10 protein-coding genes are annotated in these 16,104 nt (G+C 62.2%); 3 read left to right on the top strand and 7 right to left on the bottom strand.

The features are described from left to right. The coding region (locus PMN64_RS36235) for a DUF5801 repeats-in-toxin domain-containing protein (protein WP_411784202.1) at positions 1-3,777 on the top strand (3,777 nt) is incomplete at its 5' end. 84 nt (positions 3,778-3,861) lie between these two features. On the opposite strand, the gene PMN64_RS36230 is transcribed toward PMN64_RS36235, so the two are convergent. The 6 genes from PMN64_RS36230 to PMN64_RS36205 form a co-directional block, all read right to left on the bottom strand. Continuing rightward, positions 3,862-4,875, bottom strand: a complete 1,014-nt coding sequence (locus PMN64_RS36230) for a transglutaminase-like cysteine peptidase (protein ID WP_411784201.1) — start codon at positions 4,873-4,875, stop codon at positions 3,862-3,864. A 220-nt stretch (positions 4,876-5,095) separates the two neighbouring features. Further along, on the bottom strand, positions 5,096-6,346 hold the full coding sequence (locus PMN64_RS36225) for an HlyD family type I secretion periplasmic adaptor subunit (protein ID WP_018270880.1): 1,251 nt from the start codon (positions 6,344-6,346) through the stop codon (positions 5,096-5,098). A 14-nt stretch (positions 6,347-6,360) separates the two neighbouring features. After that, entirely contained in the window at positions 6,361-8,532 is a 2,172-nt protein-coding gene (locus PMN64_RS36220) for a type I secretion system permease/ATPase (protein ID WP_411784203.1), read from the bottom strand. 249 nt (positions 8,533-8,781) lie between these two features. Continuing rightward, the gene (locus tag PMN64_RS36215; RefSeq protein WP_028345097.1) at positions 8,782-10,482 is read right to left on the bottom strand and encodes a TolC family outer membrane protein; all 1,701 of its coding nucleotides are present in this window, start codon (positions 10,480-10,482) and stop codon (positions 8,782-8,784) included. Positions 10,483-10,752: 270 nt separating this feature from the next. Next, positions 10,753-11,211 carry a hypothetical protein gene (locus PMN64_RS36210; RefSeq protein ID WP_304499602.1) on the bottom strand — a complete coding sequence of 153 codons (459 nt, stop codon included), beginning with the start codon at positions 11,209-11,211 and terminating at the stop codon, positions 10,753-10,755. 124 nt (positions 11,212-11,335) lie between these two features. Continuing rightward, positions 11,336-11,872, bottom strand: a complete 537-nt coding sequence (locus PMN64_RS36205; RefSeq protein WP_038377452.1) for an NYN domain-containing protein — start codon at positions 11,870-11,872, stop codon at positions 11,336-11,338. 754 nt (positions 11,873-12,626) lie between these two features. Here PMN64_RS36205 and PMN64_RS36200 point away from each other — a divergent pair. Beyond that, complete coding sequence (locus PMN64_RS36200; protein ID WP_411784200.1) at positions 12,627-13,028, top strand: hypothetical protein; 402 nt, start codon at positions 12,627-12,629, stop codon at positions 13,026-13,028. 513 nt (positions 13,029-13,541) lie between these two features. Here the strand turns inward: PMN64_RS36200 and PMN64_RS36195 are convergent. After that, a complete protein-coding gene (locus tag PMN64_RS36195) occupies positions 13,542-13,943 on the bottom strand; it encodes a hypothetical protein (RefSeq protein WP_411784199.1) in 402 nt (133 codons plus the stop codon). 34 nt (positions 13,944-13,977) lie between these two features. Between PMN64_RS36195 and PMN64_RS36190 the strand changes: the two genes are divergently transcribed. Then, positions 13,978-16,104, top strand: a 2,127-nt coding sequence (locus tag PMN64_RS36190) for a DUF4347 domain-containing protein (protein WP_411784198.1), incomplete at its 3' end; no start/stop codon positions are given.

Raw genomic sequence — 16,104 nt, 5'->3', positions numbered from 1 at the left:
GCCGCGACGCTGACCCTGTCGGCCGCGAACCTGCTGCAGGTGGTGCAGACCATCACCGATGCGGACGGCGACAGCGTGACGACGCCGATCAACGTGGGCACCGGTGTGTTCACGATCCAGGACAGCGGCCCGACCGCGGGCACGGTGACCGGTCCGACCGACACCTTGGTGCTGGACGAGACCCGTCCTGTTGGCAGCGACGCCGCCGGCGGCACGGCCCCGGCCGGGCTCGACACCGTGACGGCGGACTTCTCCAACAACTTCACCGTCGGCAACTACGGCAGCGATGGTGCTGGGTCGACGACCTACACGCTGAAGCTGACCGGCGCGAACGTCGCCTCCGGCCTCTATGCGCTCGATCCGACCGACAAGACCGCCGGTGACGGCGACGGCATCGGGCAGGGTGCGCAGATCGTGCTCAACCAGGTCGGTGACACCATCACCGGCTCGGCGAACGGCACGACCTACTTCACGATCACGATCAACGAGACGACCGGGATCGTGACCTTCACGCAGGTCAACAACATCTGGCACTCCGACCCGACCAACCCGGACGATGCCGCGACGCTGACGTTGACGCGCCCTGAGTTGCTGCAGGTGGTGCAGACCATCACCGATGCGGACGGCGACAGCGTGACGACGCCGCTCAACCTCGGCACCGGCGTGTTCACGATCCAGGACAGCGGCCCGACCGCTGGCACGGTGACTGGCCCGACCGATACCCTCGTGCTGGACGAGACGCGTCCGGTTGGCAGCGACACCGCCGGCGGCACGGCCCCGGCCGGGCTCGACACCGTGACGGCGGACTTCTCCAACAACTTCACCGGCGGCAGCTACGGCAGCGACGGTGCCGGCAGCACGACCTACACGCTGAAGCTCACCGGTGCGAATGTGGCCTCCGGCCTCTATGCGCTCGATCCGACCGACAAGACCGCCGGCGACGGCGATGGTATCGGACAGGGTGCGCAGATTTTGCTGAACCAGGTCGGCAACACCATCACCGGCTCGGTCGGCGGCACCAACTACTTCACGATCACGATCGATCCTTCGACCGGCATCGTGACCTTCACCCAGCTTAACAATATCTGGCACTCCGATCCGACCAACCCGGACGATGCGGCGACGCTGACGCTGTCGGCTGCCAATCTGCTGCAGGTGGTGCAGATCATCACCGATGCCGATGGTGATAGCGTGACGACGCCGCTCAACCTCGGCACCGGTGTGTTCACGATCCAGGACAGCGGCCCGACCGCAGGCACGGTGACCGGCCCGACCGACACGCTCGTGCTGGACGAGACGCGTCCTGTTGGCACCGACACCGCGGGCGGCACGGCGCCGAACGGGCTTGTTTCCGTGACGGCGAACTTCTCCGACAACTTCACCGGCGGCAGCTATGGCAGCGACGGTGCGGGTTCGACGACCTACACGCTGAAGCTGACGGGCTCGAACGTCGCCTCCGGCCTCTATGCGCTCGATGCGACCGACAAGACTGCCGGCGACGGCGATGGTATCGGACAGGGTGCGCAGATTCTGCTGAACCAGTCCGGCAACACCATCACCGGTTCGGTTGGCGCGACGACCTACTTCACGATCACCATTGATCCCGCGACCGGGATCGTGACGTTCACGCAGGTCAACAACATCTGGCACTCCGATCCGAACAATCCGGACGATGCGGCCACGCTGACGTTGACTAGCGCCAATCTGCTGCAGGTGGTGCAGACCATCGTCGATGCCGACGGCGACAGCGTATCGACGCCGCTCGACCTCGGCACCGGCGTGTTCACGATCCAGGACAGCGGCCCGACGGCGCCGACGGCGACTGTGAGTGCAGCTACGATCGGCGTGGACGAGACGCCCGGCGTGCAGACCATCGGCGGCGCGAGCGACGTGCTCGGCTCCACTGCGATCACGTTCAACGGTGCCGCCAGCACTGTCGCCGCGCTGTTCAGCACGGTTGCGAACAAGGGCGTCGACACCGATGTGTCGGCAGCGTCGCTTGACAACGGTGCGCTCAGCTTTGCCTCGACGGGTGCGAGCAGCATCCTGACGGTGGCCGGCGGCAGCTTCGGCTCTGACGGCGCGGGGTCTACGACCTACGCGTTGAGCGTCCTCAGCGCTGCGTCAGGCCTGACATTGACGGATGGCACGGGGATCGCGCTGTCGCTGGATGCCAGCGGCCGGATCATCGGTACTGTGGGCAACGATGTCGCCAACCCCAGCCTGACGGGCCAAACGGCCTTCGCGATCGCCATCGATCCGATCACCGGCCAGCTCTATGTGGCGGACTATCTCTCGCTCCACCACAACAGCACCGCCAGTTCGAACGATCTGCTGACGATGACGGCCGGCAAGATCGGCGCGACGGTCACGTTGACGGACGCCGATGGCGATCATGTGACGGCCACCGCCGACATCAGCACGCATATCAGCTTCCTCGACGACGGCCCGAGTTTCGGCACGATCGAGCATGGAATCATTGCAGATTACGCGGGAATGTCCGTGGTCGGTAACCTGCCCGTGTTCTCCGGCGCCGATGGTTTCGGCGCATATGACTTCACCTTGACTGGAAACACGGCGCCGGCCGGCCTGACGTTCAATGGCCAGGCCGTGCACTATTCCATCGACGCACTTGGACAGAATTTGACGGCCTATATCGGTGCGGCCCCGTCGGCGGCGAACAATATCTTCACGCTGAATCTGGATGACACAACCGGTCACTACCTATTTACATTGCTTCAGCCATTCACGGAGACAACGATCCAGAATGTCGGCAGTTCATCCTCCTTCGGCTCGGGACCATCGGAAGAGCAGGTTCTTTCCTCGAACACCGATCAGCTGGCGGTTGTTTCGGGCACGGCTTCCGGCGGCGGCCAAGGCGGTGTGAACGGATCAACCAGCGGTTGGGGCGTCGACAACAATAACTTCGACCCCAATGAAAAGCTGCTGTTCGATTTCACGAGCGGCGCAATCGCCAGCCCGGTCGGCAACGCCGCGTTCCATCCGCCGGCAAACGAGTCGGTCGCGAACTACACGTTCTCGCACTACTCCGGCGGCGACAAAATCCACTATGTCGTATCTTATTGGGACGGAGTGCACGCCGCCTCCATCACATCGGTATCCGGTGATTTCGATCCTTCCACCCACACCACGGTCGCCACCGAATGGTCGACGCCCACAGCGCCGGCCGGCCTGCAGCTCTACACTGTCCAGTTCACCGACGTGACAGGCAGCGGCAAGGTCGACCTGGTTGGCGTCGGAGTTTCGTCGACCACGAACGTCTCCGAGGATCTGAGCTTCAACGTGTCGACGATTGACGGTGACGGCGACACGGCGTCGAGCACCATCAATATCAACATCAATGGCACCACGACCCTGATGGGCACGGCCGGCAATGATGTCATTGTCGCCGGACCAACCAACGAGACGCTCACTGGCAATGGTGGGGACGACAAGTTTGTTCTCAATCTCAGCGCCCACGAAATCGTCAGTGATTTCAACACCGGTGATACGCTCCTTCTCGACGTGGCCGGTCTGAGCCTGCCGACGGGCGCTTCAAACGCCCTTACGGCTGGTCAGTTCACGTCATCGGCAGTCACCGGCCAGACCGAGAACAACGCCAGCGCCTGGAACGAAAGTGCAAGCACGAACAAGTTCTTCTTCAACAATACGACCCAGGAGCTCTGGTACTCGGCAAATGGCACAGGCTCCGACAAGGTGGACCTCGCACATGTGAGCACCGGCTTGCCGGCGGCTACCAACGTTCATATTTTCTAGGCCAGGCTTGCAGCAAAATCGAAAATCCGCGGAGACGTCTCCGCGGATTTTTATTGATTGAATTGTCGCCTTTCTCGCGCGCAATCACATCAGCACAGGCAGGAAGCCCAAGAGCGGGCTTGCCGCGTCCAGCGCTTCCACGCCGGTCCATTCGGTCTCCGCCGCATTGGCGGCCGCCGGCGCCGCGTCGAGTTCATCGCCGAGCGGGAGCCGCTTGGCGTAAGGTGCCGCAAACAGCTGCACGCCGCGGTCGTTGATCGCGAACATCGGCGTGAAGTTGCCGAGCTCGCCGTCGTCGATCAGTTCGGAGCGGCGGCTGTCCAGGATCAGCCAATGGCCATCCAGCCGCGCCGCCAGCACGGCATGATCCTGACGGATGGCGCGATCGCGGCCCAGCACGAGGCGCAGATCGTCGCGCGGGAAGCCGGCTTCGCTGAGCGCGATGTATTTTGCGATCGCATAGTCCTCGCAGTCGCCCTTGCCGGTCGCAAAGGTGGCGAGCGGGGCGGTCCAGCGGTCGGGCTCGCCGTGCTGGGCGAAGTCGCTGACATAGCGGATCGCCTGGTTGACGGCGCGGTTGGCCTCATCCAGCCGGTCGCGTCCGGATTTGGACTTGACCGCGCCGATCAGGCGAAGGAATTGCGCGGCTTGCGATGGGCAGCCGGCGGCGCTCTCCCGGCATTGCTCGAGCACGCTCTGCTCCCTTGCGAGATCCGATTCGAGGCCACGCCATTTGCGCCACAGGCCGTTTTCCGGTGCGCGGAAGGTGAACAGGCCAAACGGCTCGGCGCCGACAGGCGGAAGCGGCTTCGCCGCGGGCACCGCGTCGGTCGCGATATTTGGCGGCGTGAGCGAGGCGGTACGAATGGCGTTCGGACCACGACCGCGCTGCCGGTCTAGCTTGGCCAGAACGTCGGCGATGGTGAAGAAGGTGGCAGGCGGCCGGTTCGACGCGGCGTCCGCGGCGGGCGCGAGCTCGCCGGCGGGTTTTCCGAGAGAGAGCTCGTCCGCGGCAAACGCGGCAGGCGCTGCGCAAAGACCTATGGTCAGTGCAGCCGCGGCCATGACCGCCGACGAAGCAAACTTCAGCGACTTCATATGACGTCCCCAATGTCGGGGACCGTCAACGTCTGTGCGTCGATCTGCGTCCCCGCTGTTATCGGGACGCAGACTGGCGCCTTGGCCGCTTAAGCGGAGTTAAGTGGAGGGGGCCGCCACCTCGAATGACGAAAAGGCGGTCAATCTGGGGTTTGCCGGTTCGTTCGAAATTGAACGAATCGAGGTCACGATCGGTTAACCACGGAATCCGTGGCCGCGATCAGCGTTCGCGCAGGGCCTCGTCACGCAGCAGGCGCGCTGGCTTCACGATATAGTCCAGCACGGATTTCTCGCCGGTCAGGACCTCGACCGTGGTCACCATGCCCGGAATGATCGGCAGCGGATGCTGCTCGGTGCCGAGATGGTTCTTATCGGTACGCACCATGACCCGGTAGAAGGTCTCCTGGCGTTCGGTCTTTTCCGCCTTGTCGTCGACGATGGTGTCGGCGCTGATGCGTTCGACCTTGCCCTTCAGCGATCCGTAGACCGAGGAATCATAGGCGCTGATCTTCACCACCGCGTCCTGGTCGGGACGGATAAACGCGATGTCCTGGGGACGAATCCGGCCTTCCACCAGCAGCGTGTCGTCCAGCGGCACGATGTCCATGAGGTTGGCGCCCGGCTGTACGACGGCACCGATGGTACTGATGTTCAGTTTGTTGACGATGCCGTGGACCGGCGCCTTCAGATCCGTGCGGCGCACCCGGTCCTGGGCGGACTTGATATTCTCGTCGAGCACGGCGAGGTCGGCACGCGATTTGGCGAGGTCCTCGTCGGCCTGCGAGCGGAACGAGGCGGTGATGTTCGCGATCTTCGATTGCGCTTCGGCCAGCTGTCCCTTCATCTCGGTTGCCTGCCGATCAAGTCGCAGCATCTCGATCTCCGGCACGACCTTCTGCTCATACAGCCTGCGCGTCAGGGTTTGCTCGCGCTCCAGGAGCTTGAGGGAGCCGGTGAGGCGGGTGACCTGCTGGTTGAGGACGTCGATGTCCTGTGCGACCTTCTGACCCCGCATCTTGAACACGCTGGTCTCGGTCGCGACGGCGGCGGGAACCATCTTGTCGAGATCGTCCGGGAAGGTGATCTCGGCTCGGCCGCGCGCCTCGGCGTCGAGGCGGGCCACCCGCGCCGCCATCGCCGCGCGCCGCTCGCGGATTTCGCCGAACTCGGAAGCAAATTTCGTATCATCGATGCGCATCAGGGACTGGCCCTGCTGAACGATGTCGCCTTCCCGGATCAGGATGTCGCCGACGATCCCGCCTTCGAGCGATTGAACCACCTGCATCTGCCGCGACGGCACGACGCGGCCGCTGCCGCGCTTGACCTCGTCCAGCACGGCAAAATGAGCCCAGATCAGGAACGTCGCAAGCAGCGCGCAAGAGGTCCACAGCAGCATGCGGGAGGTGCGCGGCGTGCGCAGCAGCGCCGCGGACCGGATATCATTTGCAAATGTGAAATCGGAAGACGCCATAATGTATTTGCTCGTTATGCGGATTTCGGCTGAATCGTATTCTCCGGCGACGGGGCCGCGGACGCCGGCCGGCCCTGGAGCAGGGCGAGCACCTTGTCGCGCGGGCCGTCGGCAACCAGGCGGCCATTGTCGAACAGCAGCAAGCGATCGACCATGTTCAGCAATGACAGGCGATGGGTCGAAATGATGATGGTCATGCGATCATCATTGAGGCCCTTGAGCCGCTCAAGGAATTCCTGTTCGCTGCGAATATCGAAGTGCGCCGTCGGCTCGTCGAGAAAGAGCACGCGAGGCTTGCGGATCAAAACGCGCGCGAGCCCGATGGCCTGCTTCTGGCCGCCCGACAGGCTGCGGCCGCCTTCCGAGATGGGCATGTCATAGCCCATCGGATGGCCGGCGATGAAGCTTTCGACGCCGGAGAGCCGCGCGGCAAGCAGGACTTCCTCGTCGGTCGCTTCCGGTTTGCCAAGGGCGATGTTGTCACGCAGCTTGCCGAAGAAAAGGTCGGTATCCTGCATCGCAAAGCCGATGCCGGCGCGCAGGTCCGAGGGATCGTATTGGCGCGAGTCGACGCCGTCGACCAGGATGCGGCCTTCCTTCGGTTCGTAAAATCCGAGCAGCAACCTGCCGACCGTGGTCTTGCCAGAGCCCACCCTGCCGATGATGCCGACCCTCTCTCCGCCCTCGATCTTGAAGCTGACCTTTTCGAGCGCGTTACCCGGCGCGTTGGGGTAGGCGAACGACACGTTCTCGAAGGCGACCTTGCCGTCTTCGATTCGTCTTGTGACATAGGACCGGGTCGGCGACCGTTCGCGCTCGATCGACATGATGCGATCGATCGCCTTGAGGGCCGTGATCGTCTGCGTACCCTTGGTGATCACCGAGGCGATCCCGGCGATCGGCGCCAGAACACGCCCGGCGAGCATGTTTGCGGCGACCAGCGCGCCGACGCTCAGCTTGCCGTCGAGGATCAGGAAAATGCCGACGATGACGAGGAGCAGGCTCGTGATCTGCTGGGCCGTGCTCGCGCTCGTCAGCGACATCGACGACCAGAAATGAACGTCCTCGCCGGATCGGGCGGTCGCGGCAACCGAGCGTTCCCACAAGGTCTGCATGCGGGCCTCGGCGCCGGTCGCACGGACGGTTTCGAGGCCGGACAAGGACTCGACGAGCACACCGTGCCGGGCGGCGGATTCTGCCTGCAAGCGCTTGATGGCGCGATCGAGCGGGCGTTGCAGCAGGAAGCCGATCAGCATGACCAGCGGCAGCATGATCAGCGGGATCCAGGCCAGCGGTCCGGCGATGAGGAACAGCACCCCGACGAAGAGGATGGCGAACAGCAGGTCGGTCGCCGAAACCACGCTACCGGAGGTGAAGAACTCGCGCACCGAGTCGAAGTCCCGGAGCTGATTGGCCAGGATGCCAACCGACGTCGGCCGCTGCGCCATCTTCACCGACATCACATGCTCGAAGATGTTCGCGGCCAGCACGACGTCGATGGTCTTGCCGGTCACGTCGATCATGCGGCTGCGGACCATGCGGAAGATGAAATCGAAGACGATGCCGAGCCCCATGCCGATCGAGAGCGCGATCAGGGAGGGGATCGCCCCGTTGGGGATGACGCGGTCATAGACGCTCATCGTGAACAGCGGCGTCGCCAGCGCGAGGATGTTGGTCAGAAAGGCCGCGACCGCGATGTGCCCGTAGCTGCGCCAATGCGTCTTCACCACCGACCAGAACCAGTGGCTCTTGGGGATGTCGCCTGCGGCGACGGCGCGCGCATCGGCCTGCGGCGCGCTTCTCACCAGGAACGCATAGCCGGTATAGTCCGTGGCGAGCGAGGCGATGTCGGCGACGCGCGGGCTGGTCTGCGCCGCCGGATCAACGACCTTGATCGTCTTGTTCGCCGCGTCCACGCCCAGAAGGATCAGCGCGGAGCCGTTCTTCATGACGAGGACGGCCGGCAGGACCAGCGCGGGAATGTCTGAAATGTCGCGCTTGACGGCCTCGGTCTCCAGACCGGCGCGCCTTGCCGCGCGGTCGTAGAGCGAGACGGACAAGCGTCCGTCCGTGATCGGAAGTCCGCCGAGGAGAGCTTCGCGGCTGACCGCGCGGCCGTGATGGGCGGCAAGATAAGTCAACGATGCGGTGAGGGGATCGTCGCCCAGCGCGCGTGGCCCATTTATCGCGACAGGCTTTGAGGTTGAGTCATCCGGCGAGGGGCGGACGGCGTCGGCCGCCGCGCTGGGGGTTCGAAACAACAACTGAAACCTCGACAAGCAAAATGGAAATGCAGCAATCGCATTAGATTTCGGGCAGACTACAACAAACAGCGAACAAATTCAGCGAAACTTATCTTAACGATTAATAAGGAATCGAAAGGGCCCCGACTTGGGGCCCTTCCGGCAGTCCTGTCCTGAGCTTGTTGGCGGTCGCTATCGCGCGGAACTCGGGAAGGCCGACAGCAGCCAGTGGGGCTTGGTCGACGCATAGGAGCTCGCGTTCGCCGTGACCGACGGATCCGCGTAAATGACGTTCGGGCCGTCCGCAGCGGTCTTTTGCTGCTGCATCCATTCCGCTGAACCGGGCACCGCTGCAGTCGTCGTCGCGCCGGTGAAGCGGTCCGCAAAGCCAACATCCTTCGGCTGGGCTGCCGCATAGGTCTTGGCAGGACGGGCCACAGGCGCCGGAACGGCGACGCGCAGCGGCTCGGACCCGGTTTGCGGGAGGTTCACGCGAAGCGTCGGGAACGAGTAGCGGGGCAGGCCGATCGAAAGCATGTCCGTCGGCGCAGCATCGACCGGCGGCGGAGCCTTCAGGTACTCGATCAAGGTGCCCATCGCGGCCAGCAGCTGATAGTCGGCGAAAACCACGACGCCGCGGGCTGAGGTGAGCGAGACCGACGCGTTGAAGAACTGGTTCTGCGCGTTCAAGAGATCGATCAGCGAACGCTGGCCGAGTTCGTATTCCTTCTGGAACGCCACGATGGTCTTGCGGTCCGCTTCCAGCTGACGCGTCAAAGCGGCGATGCGCGTGACCGTAATCGTACGGGCATTCCACGCCTTGTCGATCGACTCATACGCGTCGCGCTGCAAGCGCGCGTGGCGCATGGTGGCTTCGGTAAAGCGCTCGGCCTTCTCCGACCTGTTCCAGGCATCCTGGCCGCCGCGGAAGATGTCCCACGACATCACAACCTTGCCGCTGTAGTCCTCATGCGTAATGGAGGGAGTTCCTGGGGTCGCCACGTAAGGGTAGGAGTTGTCGTAATGGGTTGCCCGTCCCTCGAGATAGAATTTCGGGCCGAATGTGCCGTCCGTGGCCTTGAACGCATGCTTGGCGGCGTCGGCGTCGGACTGTGCCGCCGCAATCGTCGAATTGAACCGGAGGGTGGTCGCCAGCGCTTCGTCGCGGCTGTGCGGCAATCCCGCGAGAGGAGCAGGGAAGCGAACATTGATCGGCTCAAGGCCAACCGTCTTGCGGTACTTCGCCCTGGCGTCATCCAGGCTGCGCTGGAATTCGGCGAGTGCCGCGCGGGCGGCCTCGACGCGCTCGCGGGCTTGCTCCAGATCGCCTTCGCCGGCCCGGCCGCCCGAGAAGCGGGAGTTCACGTTTGAAAAGATCTTCTCGTGATTGGCGACGTTTTGCTGGGCAAGACTGACCAGCCGCATGTAGCGCACGACGTCGATGTAGCCTTCGGCGGCATCGAGGGCCAGCAGCTCGGTTCTCTCCTTGACGCGGGAGGCAGCTGCATTGACGCGCGCGGTCTGGCGCCAGACGTCATAGATCGACGAAAAACCGTCCCACAGCAGCTGGCGTACGACGACCGATTCCTGGCTGCCATTGCGCCATGGTCCTGAACCAACGGTCGGCGCCGACTGAATGTTCGGGGTAATGAAGCCCGGCGATTGGTCGAATTTTTCCGGGCCGTAGCTGGCGTCAATGCGCACCTGCGGCAGCAGTGTGCTTTGGGTTTGCCGTAGCTCGCTTTCCGTCGCCCGCCGGTTCGCCGAAGCCTCGCCGATACCCGGGTTGGTCTGCATGGCCTGGCGTAGAGCATCATTAATAGAAAAAACCTCGGCACATGCTGGCGTTGCCGCCAGGCATAGGCACGCAATGACCGTGTATGCCGACTTCATAATCTCCGCCCCCAAACTCACAAAAATATTACGTAGAATCCTCCGAAGGGTAACAAAGGACAGTTCCTCGACCTATGACATTTCAGCCACACAGGCGCCCTAAGTGGGGCCGAACCATCGAGTTCCCGTGCGCGCAAATCCAAGCATTTTTAATAAAATTCAATGATTTACCTGACATTTTATGGTCATGCGAGCTGGTGCCGAGCCGCAACACCGGGGACTGGAACATGAAAGATCAGTTAAGCCTGTCTTAAGGTTGGCGGCGGCCGACTACTGCTGACGACAGGTCGCCAGGTAAGTCGCAACGAAGGGTGCGGCCTTGGTGTCCGCGGCGGGGCCCCCCAGCCGGCTCGTTAACTTGTAGAGCGATTTGTCGCCAAAATAGAACCGGAAGATCTCGGCCGTGGTGTCGTCCACGCGGGTCGCAAAGATCGACGCGGCGGAACGGCGGGCGGCGGCAAAGACGTAGGTTGTGAGCTTGGCTCCTCCCTTGCCTTCGGCCGCGACAGATGTCCCCCAGGTGACCGTGAAGGTGTCGCCATCGATCACGACGGCGGGCCGGACCGTATCGAGATCGTCATCGATCCACTGGGCGTCACCGCCTTTGCCTGACGGGCCGAGCTCGACCCGTTTGCCCCGCGGCGTGTCGCAGGTGAACCGGGAAGGTTCGGCGATCGCAGCGCTCGTCGCCGCCAAGAACAACAACAGGCAGCCGACCGACCTCCACATGGGTGTTACCCTCTGTTTCGTTGTTTGGGGATAGTGATGTCAGCGCCCGACTCGCGCAACTCGGTGATTTACGGACAAGCAAAGCCGCCCTTTTGCTTCCTCGCCGGAAGAGGCGCCCGCGATTTCACTCGGGCGCGATCGGGTGCGCTGGACGTTCGATCGAAGCCCTGAGGCTTTCGAGTTCGAGGAAGACGTCAGCTTGCCTGCGAAGCTCGTCGGCGATCATGGGAGGCTTGGTTCGGATGCTGGAAACGACTGTCACGCGGACACCAGCCCGCCTGACAGCTTCGACAACGGCGCGCAGATCACCGTCGCCAGAGAACAGATACGCGTGGTCGATGCGGTGCGCGATTTCCAATGCGTCGACCGCGAGCTCGATGCCGATGCTGCGCTTCATTCGCCGCCGCCCTTCGCCGTCATCGTGGGTTTTGGCTAACTTTCTCCTGACCGCATATCCGTTGTAATCGAGCCAATCCACCAGCGGCCGAAGGCTGCTGAACTCGTCGTCGTCTCTCACGACCGTGTAGAAGTAGGCGCGCACGATCTGTCCATGCTTGCCGAACTCCGAGAGCAGTCGCCGGAAATCGATTTCGAAGCCGAGGTTCTTGACGGTGGTGTGCAGGTTCGCACCATCAATGAAAAGTGCAATGCGATCGGCCATCTCAAATCCCCATGACGCCCGGATCAGTCACTGTATGCTGTGGTTCTAAAATTCCACGGGCGCATCGTGGGTGAGCACCCTAGCTGAAATGGCTAATCCTAGAGCAAGGGCTTGGCCGGGAAGAAGCGGAAATTTTCGCCAAACGCCGACACGGTTCTCATCGGGCGCACGCGCCGATCCGACAGCATCGCAGCAACGCCGGCAACCGACGAGCGCAGCGAAAGATTGGTTTGTCAAACAAGGCCGATCATCCGACGAGATGAGATCCGGCGCGCTCGCCGACGATGCTGCGCCGATAGTGCAGCGCAGCGGCGCTATCGTGCGGGCCGCCGGTGCACCAGGTCGCTATTGCGCAAACAGCTAAATTGTATCTAAAATCAATCAGCTGGGGTCGGTGCGATTTCGCACCGAGCCATTTTTGAAGACGTCATTTTTGCCAATACGAATTGTTTGCCACGGTGGAGAGCGCGCTTCTGCGTCCCTGATTGCACAGACATTTCGTTCTCGCTGGCAGAACGCGACGCATGGCGGCACATCTGTTGCGCCAACCGGAGACCCGATGGTGCATCGGGATGGACGGGCTTGGCCGAAGCGCGCGCGATGCCTGGTCGTTGTCGCGCTCTGCATCCTGCTGTCCTGTTGCGGCGCCCCTCGCCAGGTCATCGAAAAGGAGGCGGGACCGGGAGCGGAGCCAACAACGGAGACGGCAACAGCGCCCACAGAGCCGGCACCAGCGGCGACAACGATACCGGAGGTGACACCGGTACCGACGGCGGCAACGGTCAACCTGAGCGGAGCGCTCGCGGAATGCCGGAGCGCGTTTCCGGATCAGATCGCGCAAGCCGTGGCGCGGGCGTCCTGCGTGATCAAGGCGACCGATCTCGTCCGGCCGCTGCTGCCGTTTCCCGAACTGCTCGACCGCGAGAATGCGCTGCGCAAGGCGCTGGCCGAGCAGGTTCAGACAAGAACGATGTCCCTGCTCGAGCGCAACATCCAGATCCAGAAGCTTCATTCGCAGCTCCTCGAAGAGGAGCGCAGCAGGCTATCGGCCGCGCCGGCGGACGCGAGCAAGCCGCCGCTGGCGGTCACGCAGTGGCGGCAATCCAACGGGGAGGCTTGCGGCCGGCTCGGAGGGGATTCCGGGACCTGCTATTGAGAAGGACGAAGTCTTGAAGCGCTTCTTAGACGCGCGCGGCCAGGTCTAGATCGCCGTCGCCGTTGTCAGCCGGACGTTGGATGATCGTTTCAAGGGCGCGCGTGCGACCACGGCTTGTCGTGGCCTCCCCGTAAAGCCACGGATACGAAGCGTGATGCAGAGGAACCCCTTGTCGGTTCATCATTAATGGTAAAAGCGGGAACCTCGTGCGGCGCTAGACGGCCGCGCAAATTTGCGGCAAATTGCATCTAAATTAGGTTTTGGGATGCTTGCTCGGATTTTATGCGGACATGGACTGCAAGCTTCCCACGACGAGCCGGTTTGACGACAAAGTATATTAATGAGTGCGGAGTTCAGAGCCGCACCGAAGCGGGCAGGGTAGTGCGTTCGAGATCTTTCACACGGTGGACGAGCAAATAACATAAACGACGTGGCAATTGCTTGTCGGCCGAAACGCTCGCAGATTTTTGAATGAGCGTTTAGGCAGTTTGATGAAGTGATTTTCGACTGCAATCACACCTGCTCTGCGTCGGCAGAGTTTTTGGGAGTGTGTGTATTGCGTCGCGTTTGTTTCATTAGGAAGGCCAAGCCACCGTCCAACTGGGCCAAGGTTGAAGCGCGATTCCGCGAGCTTTCGGGGGCGGACTCGTCAACCTCCATCGATTTTTCGATCGGACGCTCGCCTTCTACAGCGGACACTCCGCCGGTGCGGATTGATCGGCGGGCGTCGAGTTTGTCCGTCGCACCGACACGGGCATCGCCAATCGCCCCGCGCGGCCCATTTGAAACCCTGTCGTTGCCGGCAGCAATCTCATTCCACATAGACGCTCTTTTAGCACCAGCTTTATTGCAGGACGCCATCATGACCGCTGGATCCAAAGTTGCTTCAGTATCTTCGACCACTTCGGCCGCCATCGCGGGGTTCCGGCTCAATGATTGCCAATGGGGAGTGTCCACCGGTGCGAGCGTCGAACGCGAGATCGCCTTCATCGACCGCGGCATCGATGATCTCGAAACGCTGCTTGCTGGCATCCGGCCGGATGTTGAAGCGATCCTGCTCTCGGACGATGAACCGGCAGTCCGCCAGATGGTACGGGCAGTCCAAGCCCGGAGCGGATTGAGAGCGATCCACATCGTCGTCCACGGACAACCTGGAATGATGGCCTTTTCGGCCGGGCTGCTGTCGCTTGACACCATGGATCGTGTTGCGCGTGATCTGGCGCATCTGGGCAGCGCGATCGCTGAGGAAGGCGAACTGCGGTTGTGGAGCTGCGCGGTCGCGCAGGGTGAGTACGGCGCGGCATTCATCGACGCGATCGCGGCCGCAACCGGCGTCAAGGTGGCGGCTTCGGCCCAGCGCATTGGTGCCGCCGTAGGCGGTGGCAGCTGGGCCCTTTCGTCGTCCGACAGCTCAACACCAGCAAGGCCGCCGATCACGGCCGTCGGGCAGATGGCCTATGCGGGCGTGCTGGACACCAACAACACCACGATCTCGGGCAACAACAGCACCAACACGCTGACTGTGACCGGAAGCAACGACAAGGTCAGCGATGGCAACGGGACCAATTCGGTCACGGTCACTGGAAACAACAACACCGTCTCTGACGGCAACGGTACCAACACGGTCACCGTGACCGGAAACAACAATACCATTAGCGATGGCAACGGCACCAATACCATTACGGTCTCGGGCAACAACAACACCATCAGCGATGGTAACGGCGCCAACACCATCATCGTCAGCGGCAACAATGAGACCATTAGTGACGGCAATGGCGGCAACTTGATCTATGCTGCCGGCACCGGAGGCACCAACACCATTACGGACGGCAATGGTAGCAACATCATCGTTGGCGGCGGCGGGAACGACACCATCAATTCCGGCAATGGCACCAACCTGATCTATGGAGGCGGTGGTAACGATACCATCAAGGTCGGAAATGGAAGCAATGTGATCATTGCGGGCGCCGGAAGCGATACGGTCACTACCGGCAACGGGAGTGACCTCTTCATCTATGCGCTATCCGACCACTATCAAATCGTCGGCGGCTCGTTGCAGTCGTTGTCGCCAGCCAGCGATGTTGACAAATACAGTGCTGGCGGGGGCAACGACACGATTCGTATCGTGGTGACCGCGGCGGAATACGCGCTGATAAGTACCAAACTTGCTGGCTACGCCAGTTGGTTGGCCGCCAACCAGGGAGGTAGTGCGACCTATTCTTTTAGTTTTGGCAATAGCGGCAGTCTGTCCCTCAACGGCTTTGAAGCGCTCCAGGTCCAAGTCGTCAACGCCGGTTCGATCAATGCGGGTTCGGTCGGTACTACCGCCACGGGTTCGCTCAACAGTCTCCCCCTGTTCAACGATACTGTCGGCGCCAGCTCGGTTCACTTCACGGATACCTACAAGATCGTTGGAGTGACGGCCGGCACGGCCGGTCCGGCAGCGACTTCGCTCGACCCATCGATCCAAGTGGCCGAGTATCTTAAGGGCACGGCGACACTACCGGCCTCCTACAGCAATATTGTGGGTCAAGATGGTACACTGACGGTCAATGCGGACGGGACCTACAGCTACACGGTGACGTCTCACACAACGGCCACTGACACTTTCACTCTTACGACGCTTGATCAGAACGGCTTCGTTACTTCGACGACACTTACCTTTGACATGACTCCGTCCGGCGGGACGCCCGATCTGGTCGATTCGTCGGATTCAGGAGCTTTGCACACCGATAACATCACCAAAGTCACGAATCCGACATTCAGAGTGTCCCTAGATGGAAGCGTGGCACTCGGCGACAAGGTTGAACTGTGGCTTGGTGGCTCTTCGCTGGCGCATCCAGTCGTCCACACTATTGACGCGACCGATCTGCTACATCACTACGTCGATCTGACGGTCACTGCAGGCGACCTAGGCGCCGACGGCGTGAAATCGATTTCGGCGCATTTCACCGATACGGTCGGCAATTCATCGACGACTGGTGCGCTACAGATTACGCTCGACAACACGGCGCCGACCGCCGGCACGCTGGCGTTCGCCAACCTGACCGACACCGGCAGCAGCGACGCGACGCCG

The organism is Bradyrhizobium sp. UFLA01-814, from assembly GCF_046718885.1.
GTDB lineage: Bacteria > Pseudomonadota > Alphaproteobacteria > Rhizobiales > Xanthobacteraceae > Bradyrhizobium > Bradyrhizobium elkanii.
The sequence above is the reverse complement of the archived record's forward strand: the minus strand, read 5'-3'. Positions and strand labels throughout refer to the sequence as shown.